Annotated in this window: 12 protein-coding genes; 9 read left to right on the top strand and 3 right to left on the bottom strand. The window is 44.0% G+C overall.

Features of this window, described 5'->3' with window-relative positions:
- Positions 1-27 precede the first annotated feature (27 nt).
- The 5 genes from ACWGXJ_RS22755 to metK all read left to right on the top strand — a co-directional run bounded on the left by ACWGXJ_RS22755 (position 28) and on the right by metK (position 6,626).
- Positions 28-2,397, top strand: a complete 2,370-nt coding sequence (locus ACWGXJ_RS22755; protein ID WP_452567641.1) for a copper amine oxidase N-terminal domain-containing protein — start codon at positions 28-30, stop codon at positions 2,395-2,397.
- 99 nt (positions 2,398-2,496) lie between these two features.
- The gene (locus ACWGXJ_RS22750; RefSeq protein WP_452567640.1) at positions 2,497-4,035 is read left to right on the top strand and encodes a stalk domain-containing protein; all 1,539 of its coding nucleotides are present in this window, start codon (positions 2,497-2,499) and stop codon (positions 4,033-4,035) included.
- Positions 4,036-4,080: 45 nt separating this feature from the next.
- Positions 4,081-4,659 (top strand): hypothetical protein, encoded by a 579-nt coding sequence (locus ACWGXJ_RS22745; protein ID WP_452567639.1) that lies wholly within the window; start codon positions 4,081-4,083, stop codon positions 4,657-4,659.
- 142 nt (positions 4,660-4,801) lie between these two features.
- Positions 4,802-5,092, top strand: a complete 291-nt coding sequence (locus tag ACWGXJ_RS22740) for an alpha/beta-type small acid-soluble spore protein (RefSeq protein ID WP_254328262.1) — start codon at positions 4,802-4,804, stop codon at positions 5,090-5,092.
- A 331-nt stretch (positions 5,093-5,423) separates the two neighbouring features.
- Positions 5,424-6,626, top strand: coding sequence for a methionine adenosyltransferase (gene metK, locus ACWGXJ_RS22735; RefSeq protein WP_013312298.1), 1,203 nt, complete (start codon positions 5,424-5,426; stop codon positions 6,624-6,626).
- 128 nt (positions 6,627-6,754) lie between these two features.
- Here metK and ACWGXJ_RS22730 read toward each other — a convergent pair whose 3' ends face one another.
- The 3 genes from ACWGXJ_RS22730 to ACWGXJ_RS22720 are packed head-to-tail and all read right to left on the bottom strand — an operon-like array spanning position 6,755 to position 12,235.
- Entirely contained in the window at positions 6,755-7,657 is a 903-nt protein-coding gene (locus tag ACWGXJ_RS22730; RefSeq protein WP_254326130.1) for a TetR/AcrR family transcriptional regulator, read from the bottom strand.
- Between the two features lie 55 nt (positions 7,658-7,712).
- Positions 7,713-10,829: an efflux RND transporter permease subunit gene (locus ACWGXJ_RS22725; RefSeq protein ID WP_254326129.1), complete on the bottom strand. Its 3,117-nt coding sequence runs from the start codon at positions 10,827-10,829 to the stop codon at positions 7,713-7,715.
- Positions 10,826-12,235: an efflux RND transporter periplasmic adaptor subunit gene (locus ACWGXJ_RS22720; RefSeq protein WP_254326128.1), complete on the bottom strand. Its 1,410-nt coding sequence runs from the start codon at positions 12,233-12,235 to the stop codon at positions 10,826-10,828. Before ACWGXJ_RS22720 ends, ACWGXJ_RS22725 begins: the two co-directional genes overlap by 4 nt.
- Before the next feature lie 266 nt (positions 12,236-12,501).
- On the opposite strand from ACWGXJ_RS22720, the gene ACWGXJ_RS22715 reads away from it, so the two are divergent.
- The 4 genes from ACWGXJ_RS22715 to ACWGXJ_RS22700 all read left to right on the top strand — a co-directional run bounded on the left by ACWGXJ_RS22715 (position 12,502) and on the right by ACWGXJ_RS22700 (position 17,764).
- Positions 12,502-15,219 (top strand): stalk domain-containing protein, encoded by a 2,718-nt coding sequence (locus ACWGXJ_RS22715; RefSeq protein WP_452567638.1) that lies wholly within the window; start codon positions 12,502-12,504, stop codon positions 15,217-15,219.
- Between the two features lie 47 nt (positions 15,220-15,266).
- Positions 15,267-16,427, top strand: a complete 1,161-nt coding sequence (locus ACWGXJ_RS22710; protein ID WP_013312293.1) for a sensor histidine kinase — start codon at positions 15,267-15,269, stop codon at positions 16,425-16,427.
- A 4-nt stretch (positions 16,428-16,431) separates the two neighbouring features.
- Positions 16,432-17,154: a response regulator gene (locus ACWGXJ_RS22705; protein WP_007432713.1), complete on the top strand. Its 723-nt coding sequence runs from the start codon at positions 16,432-16,434 to the stop codon at positions 17,152-17,154.
- A gap of 169 nt (positions 17,155-17,323) precedes the next feature.
- Positions 17,324-17,764, top strand: a complete 441-nt coding sequence (locus ACWGXJ_RS22700; RefSeq protein ID WP_061831630.1) for a hypothetical protein — start codon at positions 17,324-17,326, stop codon at positions 17,762-17,764.
- The last annotated feature ends 87 nt before the right edge of the window (positions 17,765-17,851 follow it).

Genomic DNA, 17,851 nt, shown 5'->3' with positions numbered 1-17,851 from the left:
AAGCTCGGAAAGGAGGTGTAACGACTGATGAGTGACAAGATCCGACAAAAAGACAAAAATAATATTTCTGGTTATATTCAAGGAGGAGAAAAAAAGGTTATGACAAAGTTTAATAAAAAAATGATCAACGTGCTGGCAACAGCAACATTGGTTGCTGGTGTAGCAGCTCCAATCGCAGCATTGACTGCACCAACTGCAATTCATGCGGCTTCTAGCTATGTTGCTGTTAATACTCCTAGTATCAGCTCCAACCAACAAGATAATGCTACTTTGGGTAAGGCTAAAATGAGTGTTAGCCAAGCTTCTGTTGCTAAAGGCGCTACTTTCACTATTACATTGCCTAAAGGTTTTTCCTTCTCTTCTACGGATGCCAATGGCGCAGCTCTGAAAGGCGCAGTTGGTGCTACAACTTCCGCTAGTGAAGCTACTTATGGTTTGGGTATTTATGTTGACGCTGGTGACAATAAAGATGCTGCCGGTTTCCCTGACCAACCATTGAAGGTTGAACAATTGACTTCTAACTCTGCTAAAGTAACTTTTAATTTTGATAACTCTTTAGATAGTGCAGAAGTCTTTATGAACTTTGCAAGTATCAATGTTACTGGACCTAGCAATGGACCTGTAAAAGTTTCTATTGATGCTGCTTCTGCAAGTGGTGTGACAAGTGGTGAAGTAACAATTGCAAATGTAGTATCTTCCGGTCAAGTGTCCTTGTCCGCAGCTGATACTGTTTCCAGTGAAGATAACTTTACTGCAACTTTGAAAGTTAAAGAAGAAACAGCTGGTTCTTTGGGTAATAACAACATTAAGTTGAAATTGCCTAGCGGATTCAAATGGGATTCCGCTCCTAAAGATAAAGCTACTATCCTGATTGGAACTGCTATCAAACCGGAAAATGTAAAATATTCTACTGATGGCGATACTTTGACTTTGTCTTTGGATAAAGTTAGTTCCGAGCAAACATCTTTCCAATTGCCTGTAGGATTCTACGTTGATGATGAAACTAGCGCTAAAGAAGGCGACGTTACAGTTAGCATCTCTGGTAATGCAACAACTGACGTTAGCTCCCTCGTAGTTGGTAGCTATGGTCAAATCGGTGGTGGCGTTTCCGTAGCTACTCCAACAACAATTCTTGCTGGTCATGATGAGCAAAAAATTGGTGATGTTACAATTAAAGAAACTGTTGCTAAATCTTTTGTAAAAGGACGTACTGTAACATTGCGTCTGCCTGAAGGTGCTCGTTGGCAGTCTACTTTTGAAAGCAACAACCCTGGAAGCAGTTTCTCCGGTTCTATGGAGAACAGTAATGGATTGGGTGGAGCAGAAGTATCTTACACTGACTCTGACAAACGTACTTTGAAACTGACTTTCAACAATCCTAACAGCACAACTGACGCTGGAACTTTGAAACTGAAAAACGTTGAAGTTGCAACGCAACCAGGTTTCACTGGCGATCTGAACGTTGAAGTTGCTGGTAGCCAAGGTCTGAGCGGTACTGTTAAGGTTGCTACTGTGAAACAAGCAGTTACTCTGGCTGCTGCTTCCAAACCAACCCTGACAATCGGTCTGGGCGATCAACAAGTTGGCGATATCACAATCACTGAAGCTGCTAAAGAAGCTTTCGTTAAGAAAGACGGTAGCCGTGAAGTAATCTTGGAATTGCCAACAGGCGTACGTTTTGCTTCTACTCCAGAAGTAAAAGTTACAGCTGGTGACGTTAAAGTGAAGAGCGTATCTACTGATACTTACGGCGAAAGCAACAAAGGCCGTCTGAGCTTCTACATCGACAGCGAATCTGCTACTCCAAGTACAATCACAATCTCGGCTCCTAAGCTGACTGTTGACCGTACTGTAGCTCAAGGCGACATCGTTGCTAAGCTGAAAGGTAGCGCAGTTTCTTACACTGCATACAAAGGCGCAACTGACAACACTCAAAACTGGAAAGACAACAACACTGCAGCTGCTGAAGTAGCAATCGCAACTGTTGGAACTCCAGCTCCAGGTGCTACTAAAACTAAAGCTGTCTTCACACTGGGAAGCACTTCCTACACTGTGAACGGCGAAAGTAAAACTTCTGATGTAGCTGCTTATGCTGAAAACGGACGCACTTACTTGCCAGTACGTTATGCAGCTGAAGCTTTGGGTGTATCCCCACAAAACATCCTGTTTGACAAAGCAACTTCCACAGTTACCCTGATTAAAGGTGACCGGGTTGCTCAAATCAAACTGAACACAAACCTGTTGACTATTAACGGTTCTGTGGTTCGTATGGACGTTAAAGCTGTAACTAACAAAAACCGTACTGTACTGCCTATCTTCTGGGTGAGCAGAGCGCTGGATGCATCCATCAACTATGATGCAACTGCTAAAACAGTAACTGTTGAAAACAACAACTAATTTAAGAGCAACTCTTTTGAGTTAACTGAATTAGATTAGAAGAGGGTTCCTTTTGGAGCCCTTTTCTTTTATTAGTCTTATTGACAAAGGAGAGAAATTATGAAACGTTTTGGAGTGGCAGTACTGTCCACATTGGTTCTTTCTTCTGCGTTCGCCAGTCTTGCAGGAGCTCAACCAGGTGATATAAAGGTTATTATTAACGGTGTAACTCAGCAATATACCCAGTCCCCAGTTGTTAGTCAAAATACAACCTTGGTGCCTCTGCGTGGTGTTTTTGAAAGCTTGGGTGCGAAAGTCGATTGGGACAGCAAAGCTAAAAAAGTGACAGCATCTAAAAATGACGATACGTTAACTTTAAATGTTGGTTCTAAACTTGCTTATAAAAATAGTAATCCTGTACAGCTCGATGCAGCAACTCAAATTCAAAAGGGTCAAGTACTCGTTCCATTACGTTTTGTGAGCCAATCATTAGGCGCCAAAGTAAATTGGGATCAGGCTACACGAACAGTGACCATTTCCAATCAAGCTAATGGCAGTACTACTGACGACCAAACCAATAGTTTGTCCAGTAAGCCTCTCACAGCTCCTGTGACTCAAGTTACTTATGATACCTATTATAATGATTCGTTGACCTATAATGATGCAGTTAAACTGGCCGTAGCTGATAGCACTTCAGTTAAAACAGCTACAACGAATATCGATCAAGCTGGAAAAATCATGAAAGAAGCAGGCAAGAATATTGACTTTGTTCCAGCAGAAGCAGGTGATGAAGGTCAAGATAAGGCTTTCAAAGGTTATGCTCAAACGAACCTTAATTATGAGGCTGCTAAAAAGAACTTGGATATGACCAAAGAAGGCATTGAGTACAATGTGAAGGATCTTTACAATAAGCTTCTTCAAAAGCAGAATGCCGTTAAACTGGCTGCATTGAATATTGATGATGCTGAGCGCAAGCTGAAAGTTGCACAAATTAAAAGAGATAACCAAATGTCGAGTGATTATGAGGTTACGCAGGCAACTAATCAGTTGACTCAAAATCAAGCTGCTTTAGAGAAGGCAAAAAAAGATCTAGATAGTGCATATGTATCTTTGAACCAAGTGATTGGTTACAAACCAGAGCAACGTTATGAATTAAAGGATAAACCTGTATATTCTGAGTTTAAAGATAATGTGGAAACTAAAGTAAGCCAAGTACTTACCAGCAGCACGGCTATTTGGCTGAGTGAGCAAAAAGTGGATTTGGCTGAATTGAGCTTGAAGCTCTACAATTTTAGTACGCCAGGTAACACACCTTACGAAGCCGAACAGCTTAATGTTGAGAAAGCTCAGTATGCAACAGAGGGTACAAAGAGACAACTCGAAGAAGCAGTAAGAACAATCTATAACAACATCAAAGCATTGGAAAGCCAATATTCACAGATTCAAGCTGGCTTGGTGAGTGCTAGAAGTGCGGCTGATATGGCTAAGAAGCAATTTGATGTTGGGTTGGCTACAGAGCTTCAGGTTTATGAAGCTAATTTGAAAGTCACTACTGCTGAGCAACAGGCCGAAGATATAGTTACAAATATTGATACTTTGAAGTTGGCTTTTGATAAGCCTTGGGCTATGCAGGGTTCTTCTGGAGCTAGCGCACAATAATTAAAACTTAACTATACTTGCAATAACCTGCTGTAGGAGGACTTCATGAAATCACGCTATAAAGTATCGTTGGCTGCTGTTTTACTTGGTGGAGGAATTGTTGCTGGTTCCTTAATGAACAATTCAGTTAATGGTGCCTCGAGTTCTGGACAACCTGGCACAGCTGACGATCCAGTCGTAACCAAAAGCTATGTTGATCAAAAAATTGCTCAGGCCATCAAAGGTGGGGGAACTGCAAGCAGTACTAGTAGTAAAGCAACTAGCTCGACTGCTCCAGCAACAAACGCTACTTCTAACACAACAGCGTCAGGAACTTCTGGTTCAGGAAAAACTTCCACACAAGAGCAGACAGAGGCTTTAAAGGTAGTTGATGTAAAGCCAGGTCAAAAACTGATTGCCAAAGCAGGGTCAGAGTTTATTTTACGTAATGGTTATGCTGTTGTGTATAGTATGGATGCCAGTGGTGCTATTGATATTACTTCTGGAACGGAAATTGTCCATAATCAGGCTGTCGAAAAAAATCATTTATTATCCTTTCCTAGAGAAGGAAGAGGTATTCAAGTAAAAGAAGGTCAGAAGTTTGGTCTGGTCGTTATGGTACGAGGCGGTTATACTGTTCAGTAAACTGTTTTTGTATATAAGCTGCTTTCGGTGGCTCTTTTTCTTAAATACTGCTTGGGATAGCAAATTGTTCTTGGCTAAATTGAACCTAATCGCTGCACACTAACCCCATGAAAGACAATATGTTTAGTGGAGGGTGTATACGATGGCGTCAAGAGGTCAAAGACGATTAATTCCCGAAAGCCGTGCCAGGTTAGATGATTTGAAGTATGAGATCGCTGCTGAGTTTGGGCTACCAGTTTATAATCCTCAATATACTCATATACATCCCAATGCTGACAGTGAATTTGCTGCAGAATTGGGGGCGTTTGCGGGGGGCCAAAATGTAGCATGGCGTGATTTGACTTCAAGACAGAACGGTTCAGTTGGTGGTGAAATTACTAAGCGACTGATACAATCTGCTGAACGTAGCTTATCTGAATTTGGTACATTGTAAATAGCAATAATTTCTACAGTTTTTTAACATATAGTAGCGTATAGACTGGGGTTATTTACATGTGAATCGAAAATGATTTGCATGTAAACTTACCTCAATTTCGAATGTTGCAATTAGGCTGCACGAATTGACACCTTGTTTTAAATAGGATATCATGGCATTTGAGGCTTGTACGCAACCTTTTCCTAGCGGAAAAGGTTCATTTTTTATTAATAAGGTAACAAGATATCTCCCGCCATTTGTTGGCTTGAAGGTATCTGAATAATGCCATTGCCATGTCAGGATTTTTTAATAAATCCTCATGTATTTTAATTGTGGGAGGTTGAAATTCATGTCTGTAAAAGGCCGCCATTTGTTCACGTCCGAGTCTGTAACAGAAGGCCATCCGGATAAAATCTGTGATCAGATTTCCGATGCTGTATTGGACGCCTTTCTGGCTAATGACCCTAATGCACGGGTAGCATGTGAAGTATCGGTAGCTACTGGTCTCGTTCTCGTCATTGGTGAAATCAGCTCCAAATCGGAATACGTGGATATTCCATCCATTGTACGTAATACGATTAAGGAAATTGGCTATACACGTGCGAAATACGGTTTCGACTATAATACTTGCGCTGTATTGACTTCTTTGAATGAACAGTCGCCGGACATTGCTCAAGGGGTTAATGCTGCCTTGGAAAGCCGTGATCCTGCTGAAGTAGATAAAGAAACGGAAAACATTGGGGCTGGGGATCAAGGATTGATGTTTGGTTTTGCTACGAACGAGACACCTGAGTTGATGCCTTTGCCTATCGCTATGTCTCACCGTATTGCACGACGCTTGTCTGAAGTACGTAAGGATGGAACACTGAATTACCTTCGTCCAGACGGCAAAACCCAAGTAACGGTAGAGTATGAAAATGGTAAACCTGTTCGTATTGATGCTATTGTGGTTTCTACGCAGCATGCGGAGGATACTACTTTGGAGCAAATTCAAGCAGATATCAAAGAAAAGGTTATTTTGCCAGTTGTTCCTGCCGAATTACTGGATGAGCAAACCAAATATTACATTAATCCAACAGGACGCTTTGTTATCGGTGGCCCTCAAGGAGATGCAGGTCTGACAGGCCGTAAAATTATTGTGGATACGTATGGTGGTTATGCGCGTCACGGCGGGGGAGCATTCTCCGGTAAAGATCCGACCAAAGTGGACCGTTCCGCTGCTTACGCTGCTCGTTATGTAGCGAAAAACCTCGTGGCAGCTGGATTGGCAGACAAAGTGGAAATTCAACTTGCTTATGCCATTGGTGTAGCTACGCCTGTTTCGATTAACGTCGATACATACGGTACGGGTAAAGTAAGCGATGAGAAGCTAGTTGAATTGATCCGAAATAACTTTGATCTGCGCCCAACAGGCATCATTCGCATGTTGGATCTGCGTCGTCCAATTTATAAGCAAACTGCTGCCTACGGTCACTTTGGCCGTACAGATTTGGATGTGCCATGGGAGAGCGTAGATAAAGCTGAAATTCTAAAAGAACAAGCGGGGCTGTAATTCCTCGTATATTATCAAAATAAAAGCAATAACCCAAAAAGACTGTTCATGCTTTGCATGAACAGTCTTTTTTTGATGTGTTTCGCTGTTAAGTATGAATTTGCACCGAAGTACCGAATACTGAGTGACTACTCGGATATCGGTGCATGGTCCAATAAATTTTTAAGTAAACGACAAACCTTTTGCAGTTCCTTGTACTGCTCCAAATACGCAAAAAGGGCTTTCAGGAGGCCTTTTTGAGGGTTCGATTTCAGAGCCTCTTCCTTTAAATGAGCGTAGATTTGCTGACACTCCTGTTTCTCCTCTGAACTCCACGAAGACAGCAGTATACTGTCTTCCAAGGAGTGGAGAAGGCTGTTAATTTGACGGCCTTGGTCAAAGGGATTACTTAGAGCACTTTCAGGTAACCAGCCTTGCTTGCTCCAGAACAAATGTGGAGCTGAATCAGCATTGTTCAGGCTGGTTGCCAAGGAACTGGATAAGAAGATAATAAACTGTGTTAGATGTTCAATCGTTTCATCATTCATCCGATCGGCAAAGAAGCGAATATATTCAAACACAATGCTTTTAAGTACAAAGGTCATATCCCATGCATGATCTTCAATGCTCGGTCCAAAAATATCAATCAGGCAGTCGCGAACCCATCTGTACAATTTGTATTCATGATTCTCGAATGCGTAATTGAGTTGTTCATTCTGAAAAATAAGCATGGAAGGCTCAGGAAGATCCATCATGAGATACACTTTGTTTTCAACGAGATTTTTCAAGTAAAGTACAATAAAACCGTGCAGTTTATCGTGCTTAGAAAGATTAGGTTTGCTGTAGAGAGCCCGGATGTCTTGTTCAATGTTATTTTCCAGAATGATACACATTTCTAGAGGGAGTTCTTCTTTTCCTTGAAAATATTTATAGAAGGATGCTTTCGCCATCCCACTTTCTTTGGCTATTTCTTCAACAGATGTTGAATAATAGCCTTTTCTGGAGAACAGCCGAATGGCCGCCTGTAAAATATCATTTTTCTTACTTTCCATACATACTTCCCCCTAGGGACCGGCCAACTCGACAACATCGAATTCACTTCATACATCACAAAGGTTGGTCACGTGTGATAACTGTGTGCTGCTGTTTTTTGAGTTGACGGCGCATCTTGTACTTGGCCATGATCATATACAAGGAAGGCACGACAAACAAGGTTAACAAGGTCGAGAATAACAAACCGAAAATGACGGTAAACGCCAGTGGCTTAAAGAGCAGGCTTCCCAATAGTGCTAATGGAATCATACCTACAATAGCTGCCAAAGATGTCAATAAAATCGGTCTGAAGCGAGCAGCGGCCGCCTGTATTACGGCTTCCTTTAATTCCATTCCTTCATGTCGTGCATCCTCAATAAATTCAATTAACACAATCCCATTCCGCACAACAATGCCCGCGAGTGCAATAATTCCCATGATGCTCATAAAACCAATAGGCATACCGGTCAAGAAAATACCAATAATCCCGCCGGCTGCTGCCAGGTACACGGTCGTCATAATAATAATAGGAATGGAGAGAGAATAAAATTGCATAGTAATCAAGAGTAAAATGAGCAAGACTACAACGATCGCCAGCTGTCCTAAGTCCTTGAATATGGTCGATTGGTCAGAGGTTTCCCCACCAACCTCCCATTTGTAGCCTTCTGGGAACTTCATTTGTGCCAGCTTACTTTCAACATCAACCATCGCTTCGCTTGCAGTTCGTCCGTTCAAATCGGCTTCCACCGTAATCGTCCGCTCCATATTGTAATGCTTGATTTGCTGAATAGCAAATGACGGCTTAATCTGGACAAGCTGGTTTAATGGAATTTGCTTACCAGCTGCATTAACTACACTTAATTGTTGGAAAAGCTTACTTGGCTCCTCGTCGCTGTGATTCAAATACATTTTAATATCTACCAGACTGTTTCCAGTATCAAATTGGCTGACTTGGGCTCCTTCTTTTAATAGAAGCAGGGTGCGAGTCAAATCTGTGTAACTTACCAGGTATTGATCCATCGCTTGTTTGTTGACCTCAAGCTCCAGTGCATATCGTTCAATTCCTATATCATCCACGATGCCTGTTGTGCCCTCTACTGTCGCGATCTGCTCCTTTGCTTTTTGGGCAAGAGTTTGCAGTTCATTCAGATCCTGACCTGAGATACGAATAGAAACGGGCTTACCCACTGGAATCCCGAGACGAGGAACATACATCGTAACTGTAACTCCAGGGTAGGATTTCTTAACATGTTGTTCCCAAGCATCAACTGTCGTATTGAGATCGAATACGTTTTCTTTGCCGACGACAGCAATCTGCCCCACCGTTTCGTTATAACTAATATTTCCACCCGAACTATTAATGTCACTAAAAAGTTGTGGGGCAGTCCCTCCAGCGCTGTAGACGACCTTGGAAGTTTCAGGTTGCTTTTTCACCCAGCCTGCAAGGTCTTTAACGACCTGGTCGGTTTCCGCAATTGAAGTGCCTACAGGCATTTTTACATTTAGTGCAACATGAGGATCTTCCGACTCAGGAAAAAGTTCAACTGAGGTAAAGGGAACTAATCCATAGGCGGCTGTTCCAAGCATGAGTCCGACCATGGCTGTCAACAAGGGACGCTGAATGACCTTAGGCATCAGTTTTTGTGAATAGAGCTTGTTTAAAGAATGAATCTGCTGGCCGAGCAAGCCTGCTGGTTTAGACTTACCTTGAGGGTGACGAGCCTGTCTGCGCTTCTCATACCATTCTCGAAAAATAGGGATGATGGTGAGCGACATGATCATAGAGGCAAGCATGGTCAGGGAGACAATAGCAGGAATAGGTTTAATAAACGCACCTACATTTCCAGGAAGAAACAACAATGGCGCGAAAGCTGAGATGGTAGCCAGAGTTGCAACCAAAATAGAAAGCATGACCTCTTTGGTACCTTTTACAGCTGCGACTGAGGGAGATTCTCCTAATTCCGTAAGTCTACGCTCAATATTATCATTTACAACTACGGCATCATCCACGAGTATGCCGAGTACGATGATCAGACCGACAACGGAAATCTGATTTAGAGTGATGCCGAACATAGGCAAAAAGATAATGGCAATCGAAACCGAAATAGGAATGGCCAGTGCAACAAATGCAGAGGTGAGCAAGTTCAGCCCCAACATACAAACGAGAATAACGGCCGCAATCGCAAGAATCGTTTCACGCTTTAAGTCGTCAAAGATATGGCTTACCTGATCCTTTTGTGCAAAAAGAGTTTGAAAGTGAACACCTGCGGGAAGTGTTTTCTCCAGTTCTTTGAGCTTGGTATTGACCTTTTCGCTCATAGAAGGGATGTCTGTGCCTGTTTCTGCTCCAATACTTAGCGTAATGGCCGGTTTACCCTCTACATAGGCAAAGTATTCTGTATTAGGATGTGCCAGCTCCGTTGTGCCGACATCTCTCAAATATACAGGATTACCTTCTTTGGTGCGTGTCAAAAGGACCTGATTCAATTCATCAGCTTTTTCGGTCTCGCGAACAATAAGTTGATAGGTACGTCCGTTGTATTCAATATTACCAGTAGGAACCCGATCAATTTGAGACTGGATCGCTTGAGCTACTTGTCCCCATGATAGCTGGTATTGCTGAAGCTTCTGGTTGTCAATATGAACACGTACTTCTTGATCAGGGAGACCATTGAATTTGACGCTAGATACGCCAGAAATGGTGTTGAGCTGATCTTTCCAAGTTGTTGTTAAATCATTTAGTTTATACAGTGGTGCGGAAGAGTCAGCTGTTAGGGCATAGGAGCCGATAAAAGAGCTGGTTAGCTTGTCATTTACAACAGGCACTTCAGCGCCTTGAGGAAGATCAGCTTGTGCATCCTGCACTTTTTTACGCATATTATCCCAAACCGTTTGAGGATCAACTCCGTTTTTGGATTCGATTAAAATAGAGGAGAATCCGTTACCAGAAGTCGAACTAATCGTTTTAACACCTTCAACTTCCTTAATGCGTTTCTCCAGCTCTTTAGTTACGGTTTGTTCTACTTTTTGTGGTGAAGCACCAGGGTAGACTGTTGTTACCGTGGCATTTTGTATGGTGACATCCGGCATTTCCTGCTGTGGTAACTGGAAAAAGCCGAAGATTCCGACCAAAATCAGCATGACAAAAAACAGCAATGTAATTTTTCGTTTTTTTACGATGTACTCAATCATGGGCGTCCGCCTTCCTCCGACTGAATCGCATTTCCATCAAACAGGTTTTCTGCCCCTTTAACGATAATACGTTCGCCTTCACGAAGTCCCGATACGATTTGCAACTGATTATCTACAACCTGATTACCAAGTTCCACAGGGGTTTTAACAGCTTTTCCTTGAATGTCTTTGAAAATAAAAGGCTTGCTTCCCGTGTTAATGACTGCTTCGGCAGGAACGAGAATCCCATTCTTGTCGGTCACCTGTTGAGCAGCTTTAATGACCTGACCGGGTAACCAGTCTCGCTGTGGATTGTTTATAACAATCTCTACGTTAACCCTTCCCGTGTCGGTGCTGGTTGAAGGATAGACGTTAGACACCGTACCTTGACGAGTCTCTTCATAGAGCGCCACTTCTACTTGTTGACCCTTTTTCCAATCCTTAATTTCACTGTCTGGTACAGGAAGCAGTACTTTGAGGCGGTCGATGGAGCCTATGCGATAGACGGCTTGCCCTGACGCGACCAAATCACCTGTATTCACGATTTTGTCTAAGATTACACCGTTCACAGGAGAGATTAGACGTGTGCGTGAAAGTGCCAGTTCTGCCTGCCCCTTGGCAACAAGGGCTTTTTCGTAGTTGGCATGGGCTTGTTTTTGGGAAGCTGCAGCCTGTTCACTGGCCGCAAGGGCTTTGCTTTTACCTGCAAGCGCATCTTGAAAGGAAGCTTGGGCGGATTGATGATCTTCGGCTGTGGCTCCTTCCAGCAAAAGGGACAGGGATTCCTTGGCTTGTTCTAGGTCTTTCAGGGCTGCGGTAGCATTCAGGCGAGCATTTTCATTATCTGATGCGGTAGCAGCTCCTGCCTCAAATAGCTTCTGTGTACGCTCGCTATCCGTCTTGGCCTTGTTATAGGCGCTTTGTGCCTTATCTACAGTAGCTTGCGCTTGTTGTTTCTCTTGAGCACGTGCGCCTTTATTGACCTTGTTAACATTCGCGCGAGCTCCTGTAATGCCGGCATCAGCGGATTGAATCGCGGAGGTAGCAGCCTGTAAATTAGCCTGTGCGTTATCAATACCAGCCTGTGCCTCCAAGATGGAGGCTGTCGCCTGTGCTACCTGAAGCTTGTAGTCAGCGTCATCCAGACTAGCAATAACGGCGCCCTTCTGTACAGCAGTACCGACAGTGAGATATGCACTGGCTACAGTGCCTCCATTTTGGAAAGCCAGTGTGTTCTCCTCATAAGCCTGAAGAGTGCCTGACAAGTTATAGGCCGTATGAAGTGGCGTAGATTTGACGATTGCGGTGCGCACAACGGTTGGCTGTGCAGATGAACCTAGAGCGGCATCTTTTTTTTCTGTAGAACATCCGGTCATTGCGATGCTCAGGGATAAAGTGAATATGATGATGGCCCGTTGTTTATTCATGATTATCAATCCTTCCGATAGGGTCATAATTGGAGTTGTGAACTAATCAGTATTATTTGAACTAATAAGTTCAAATGTATTATAGTGCGCCGATATTGCATTCGTCAATTCATCGTTTTAGATTTTATGAATTAGTTGACGGGATTTTCGTAACTTTTGCCTATATAATAAGTCTATTAACATAAGAGGATTTTTTTGTTTATTGATAGAGTACACGTGCGGAATAAAACCGTTTGAATACACTGGAGATGGGAGCTATTATCCAAATGTTTTTAAGTAATAAGAAACAGAGTGAAGTGAAAGTAAATGGCAGAGGAATTGCTAAAAGATGGGCCGTGTTAACACTGGCAGGGGTATTATGGGTCGGTCCGGTTGCTGGAACTGGGGCTCTAATTCCCTTGAATGGTTGGATGTCTGCTCCAATCGCAAGTGCAGCCTCTGGTTCAACTGTAAAATTGGGCGAAGAGATCATTACTTCGGGTGCAACATTATTGAAATATCGTTTTAAAGGGTCCAAAGGAACAGCGCTGGCTGATATCATTCGAGTGGACTTACAAAATCCGTACGTCAAGCTGGATGTCATGACGGGGAAGAATGGACAGTTTACGACCCGTCAGAGTACAGGTGGCATGGCAAAAGAGACCGGGGCGGTTGCTGGTGTAAACGGAGATTATTTTAATACCTCCAGCGAGGGAGCGCCGATCGGTGGACAAGTATCCAAGGGTGTGTTGATGTCTACTCCATCTGATTTAACGGGTATGTATGCCTTTGCTGTAACCAAGGATGGTTCTCCGATGGTGGAGCAGTTTACTTTTGAAGGTACAGTAAAAGCTGGAGATGGGTCGTCCTTCTCTTTGGCGGGGATGAACAAGGCTTCGTATTCGCCTGAGACGAGTGGGGGCGGCTATAGCCACTCTAATGCTATGTATATTTATACATCTGCTTGGAAAGCGATTGAGCGGCCCAAAAACAGTTCGACAACGCCTACCGAGATATTGGTACAAAATGGTGTGGTTACACAAGTCTCCGACAATGCTACGTTGAATATGACCGTTCCGCAGGATGGCTATATTTTACGTACTCATGGTAAAGCTGCTGATTATGCCAAAGCGCATCTGACCGTGGGACAGACGGTAGAAACAAGCTATCACCTTCGAGTTAAATCGACAGGGAGTGAAGTAGATCCTTCTAACCTTCAAATGATGATTGGTGGACATACCATATTAGTAAATGACGGTCAGAAAACCTCTTTTTCTCGAAGCACAACAAGCATAGGCGGGACGCGTGCGCGTACAGCTCTGGGATATTCTCGTGACAAGCGTTACGCTTATGTCATTGCTGTTGAGAAGAATGGGAACAGCGTTGGTGTATCCTTGAGTGAGCTGCAAACGCTGATGAAAGATATTGGCGTCTGGAAGGGTATGAATCTTGACGGCGGCGGCTCTACCACCATGGTGACTCGTGATTTGGGAGATACGACAGCGGGGCTTACGTTCAATACAGAATATGGCACAGAGCAACGTAGTATTGTAAATGGAGTGGGGGTATATACCAATGCTCCTAAAGGAACGCTCAAAGGCTTCACCATCAAGGGCAATAAAACGCTGCTGATTGGACAAACCGGAAGCTATTCCTTCAAAGGTTATGACAATTACTACAATCCATTCGATACCTCGAAAGTACAAGTGACGTGGAAATCCAGCAATCCGGCTGTTGTTTCAGTGAGCGGCGGCGCTGTAAAGGGAGCCAAACCGGGAACTGCTACTTTAACGGCATCCAGTGGCTCAGCCAGCGCTACAACCAAGGTCACGGTGCTTGGAGCAGATGAAATTTCATCACTTACCGCTGGTACTGGAAGTGGCTCGCTAACCGCTGGAGCTAAAATCGCTGTACCGGTAACGGCAAAGACAAAAGATGGACAGAGTGTCAGCATTACGTCAGATGCGCTCAAATGGGAGTTCATCGGCTTTAAGGGAAGTGTCAAGGACAATCAGCTTACGGTAAATACGGTGGATGCAGGCGTAAAAACGGGCTATGCCATCGGTCGCTATGATGGTTTCAGCGCTGTCGTCTTCCTGTCTGCTGGCGGAGCAAGTACAAACAACTGGGAGAACTTTGAAAATGTCTCGTATCCGGTTGATTTTACTTCGAATGTGGAAGGTGTTACCGGCACAGCGGCTGTTGTGCAAGGAGATGGCGACCATGCCAATTCCAAAGTGCTAGAGCTGAACTACGATATGACGAACGGCAGTGGTAAAATGTATGCTTACGCTCAATTGAACGGCACATCCGGGAAAACGCTTGAACAGGCGGCTACTTCCATCTCGATTGATGTCAGAGGGGATAAGAGTCTGAACTGGTTGCGTGCGGAGTTAGAGGATGCTCAAGGCAAAACAGCATATATTGATCTCGCTAAAGTGATCGACTGGAACGGCTGGAAAACCATTAACGCAGATATGAGCGGTTTGAATATTTCGTATCCGGCGAAGCTGAAGCGTCTTTATGTGGTCAATGTAGCGGAGGGTCAGGACGAGCGTGCTAAAACAGGGAATGTTGCTTTTGATAATATTTCTTTTAATACACCGGGAACGGTCGGTACAGAAGGACTCAAAAAAGGAACAGCTCAAATGACGATTGGACAAAAATCAATGACGGTGAACGGAACGCCGACCACGATTGATGCCGCTCCGATGACTCGCGATGGTTCAACGTATGTTCCGATCAAGTATGTACTGGACGCATTTGGCGGACAAGCCAAATGGAATGCGGGCGATCAGCGGATCACCATTATGCGCGGCGGTGTGCTGATGGATTTGACCGTAGGGAAAAAAGAAGTTGTTCTGAACGGGAAGCGTCAAAGCACTGATGTTGCACCCATTGTGCTAGGAGGTAGGACTTTAGTCCCATTAAGACTCGTGTCTGAGCAGTTAGGAATGACTGTAAAATGGGAACAAGAAACGAAGACCATCACCCTCCAGTCATGATATGGTATGATATATACTTGAAATGCTAGGATTGGAGTAGAACATTTGTGGACTTTCAAGCCGATATCATAGACCGAGTCATTAAAAATGCCATCCAGGTGATGGAGAACAGCAAATATCAGATGTTCGAAATATTGGACACGGCCCGGACCGAGCTGGTCACGTTAAATCAGGAGCTCCAGAGCGTCTTGAAGGAAACAGCAGAAACGATCGAAAAGGTGGACCAGCTGGAAATGAACTATCGGCGGTCCCGCATTCGGTTGACTGAGGTCAGCCGCGACTTCGTTCGCTATTCGGAAGAGGATATCAAGCAGGCTTATGAGAAGGCAACACAGCTTCAACTCGATGTGATGATTTTCCGCGAGAAGGAAATGTATCTCAAAGCCAGAAGAGATGATCTTCAAAAGCGGGCCAAAAGTGTCGAGGCTTCTGTCGAGCGCGCCGAAACCATCGGTTCGCAGATGGGGGTCGTGCTGGAATATTTGTCGGGTGAATTGGGGCAAGTGACGCGGATCATCGAATCGGCCAAAAACCGGCAGTTTATTGGTCTGAAAATTATTTTGGCTCAGGAAGAGGAGCGCAAACGTATATCCCGTGAAATTCACGATGGACCTGCGCAGCTCCTTGCGCATCTAGTGCTTAGGACGGAAATTGTGGAAAGAATGATCGCCAAGCAGGAATTTAAGATGGTTCAGGACGAAATAGTAGACTTGAAGAAACAGGTTCGCTCCAGTCTTGAGGAAATGCGAAAGGTCATTTTCAATTTGCGTCCTATGGCCCTGGATGACCTGGGACTTATTCCGACGCTCCGGAAATATGTGCAGGATTTTGAAGAAAAAACGAAAATTAGATCGCTTTTTGAAACAAGGGGCAAGGAACACCGTCTCTCTTCCGCGATGGAAGCAGCCATTTACCGTCTGATCCAGGAAGCTTTGACCAACGCTGCCAAGCATGCTTATCCTACCTATGTGCTTGTTGAGATTACCTATCAGGCGCAGCTTGTAAAAATCGTGGTGCAGGATAATGGTTTGGGCTTTAAGCCAGAGCTTTTTCAGCAAAAAAGCAAAGATCATGGGCATTTTGGTCTGATTGGTATGCGGGAAAGGGTTGAACTGCTCGAGGGGAGAATGGAGATCGAATCAGCTGAGAATCAAGGCACCAAGATAGTGATTCATATCCCAACCAACGTGGAAAAGGGAAAGGAGTAACAACATGGAAAATCAGGAAATTAGCAATGCACCCATTAAAGTTCTCTTAGCGGACGATCATCAGTTGTTCCGTGAAGGACTTAAACGTATTTTGAATATGGAGGACGACATTGAGGTCATCGGAGAATGTGGCGATGGTATTCAAGTGTTGGAATTCTGTAACGTAGAGAAACCGGATATTGTTCTGATGGACATTAATATGCCAATTGAAAATGGTGTAGAGGCAACCGAAAAACTGCGTGAGATGTTCCCGGATGTCAAAGTTATCATATTATCAATTCATGATGATGAAAGCTATGTATTCGAGACGTTGCGCAAGGGAGCCAATGGTTATCTGTTAAAAGATATGGAGGCCGAGTCCCTCATTAATGCAATTCGTTCGGTTCATGAAGGATATGCGTTTATCCATCCGAAGGTAACGGGTAAGCTCATTCAGCAGCTTCGCCGAATGACCTACCTGAATGAAACAGGGGCTATGGCTGAAGGTCATACGAAGGAAGCCGGCGTGAAGTTTGTCGCAGGTGAAAATAATCCATTGACCCGTCGTGAAGCTGAAGTGCTGCGTCTGATGGCTGAAGGTAAGAGCAACAAGATGATCGGTGAATATTTATTCATTAGTGAGAAAACGGTCAAAAACCATGTCAGCAGCATTCTGCAAAAAATGGAAGTTGATGACCGTACACAAGCAGTTATTAACTCAATTAAATATGGATGGGTTACGCTGTAAAGTGTAGTCTTTCCATGCATTAGACGATGCAGCTGCTAATAGATATGAATGCTGTACCGCCTTTCTTTGGGAGCGATATGTCCGCTCATGCGGAAACCCAGTACATAACCGTGACACCTCTTCCTGTTATACGGCATATATTGTCGCTATAGGAGGAGGTGGAACCCTCGTGACGGCTCACTTGGTTTGGATATTGCTTATATACGGTGTGGGAGCCGCAGTCGTTCATCTTATGTATATACGACAGGCGGTTCAGGCTTATCACAATGGTGAAGATTCACGCGCAATATCTCCGGGTCATCGCGCGACTCGCTATATTGTGATTACGTCCAATGACGGAGATCGTGTGGAATGGGTGATGCGTTCGCTGAACATACTTGCCTGGCTACACCGGAGGCCGCTACATGTGACGGTACTGGATGATGAATCTATGGACGATACGCTACCGATTCTGACACGGCTACTACGCTATAGTCATATGGATGTTTCAGTCATTTCAAGTCGTTTTTCACCGGGGAACCCGGTCTTACCGAAGTCAGGCGGTGAAAAGCAGGTTGTTATTGATCTTAGAACGGTCAAGTCGTTGGCGGACGCCCCATTTGTTCCTTAGCGATAGGGGATTGTGGACATCGTGGTTAAAATCGGATATAAATGTTTTAAAACAGTTGCATAGGCAAGACGACAGGGATTTCGTTGA

This window comes from Paenibacillus sp. S33 (assembly GCF_053615415.1).
The sequence above is the reverse complement of the archived record's forward strand: the minus strand, read 5'-3'. Positions and strand labels throughout refer to the sequence as shown.

What these genes read in the sequence shown, in the direction of transcription:
- ACWGXJ_RS22740 (WP_254328262.1), top strand. Translation starts at nt 4,802, where the DNA reads ATGGCGTCAAGAGGTCAAAGACGATTAATTCCCGAAAGCCGTGCCAGG.
- ACWGXJ_RS22705 (WP_007432713.1), top strand. Translation starts at nt 16,432, where the DNA reads ATGGAAAATCAGGAAATTAGCAATGCACCCATTAAAGTTCTCTTAGCG.
- ACWGXJ_RS22730 (WP_254326130.1), bottom strand. Translation starts at nt 7,657, where the DNA reads ATGGAAAGTAAGAAAAATGATATTTTACAGGCGGCCATTCGGCTGTTC.
- ACWGXJ_RS22720 (WP_254326128.1), bottom strand. Translation starts at nt 12,235, where the DNA reads ATGAATAAACAACGGGCCATCATCATATTCACTTTATCCCTGAGCATC.
- ACWGXJ_RS22745 (WP_452567639.1), top strand. Translation starts at nt 4,081, where the DNA reads ATGAAATCACGCTATAAAGTATCGTTGGCTGCTGTTTTACTTGGTGGA.
- metK (WP_013312298.1), top strand. Translation starts at nt 5,424, where the DNA reads ATGTCTGTAAAAGGCCGCCATTTGTTCACGTCCGAGTCTGTAACAGAA.
- ACWGXJ_RS22755 (WP_452567641.1), top strand. Translation starts at nt 28, where the DNA reads ATGAGTGACAAGATCCGACAAAAAGACAAAAATAATATTTCTGGTTAT.
- ACWGXJ_RS22750 (WP_452567640.1), top strand. Translation starts at nt 2,497, where the DNA reads ATGAAACGTTTTGGAGTGGCAGTACTGTCCACATTGGTTCTTTCTTCT.
- ACWGXJ_RS22725 (WP_254326129.1), bottom strand. Translation starts at nt 10,829, where the DNA reads ATGATTGAGTACATCGTAAAAAAACGAAAAATTACATTGCTGTTTTTT.
- ACWGXJ_RS22715 (WP_452567638.1), top strand. Translation starts at nt 12,502, where the DNA reads ATGTTTTTAAGTAATAAGAAACAGAGTGAAGTGAAAGTAAATGGCAGA.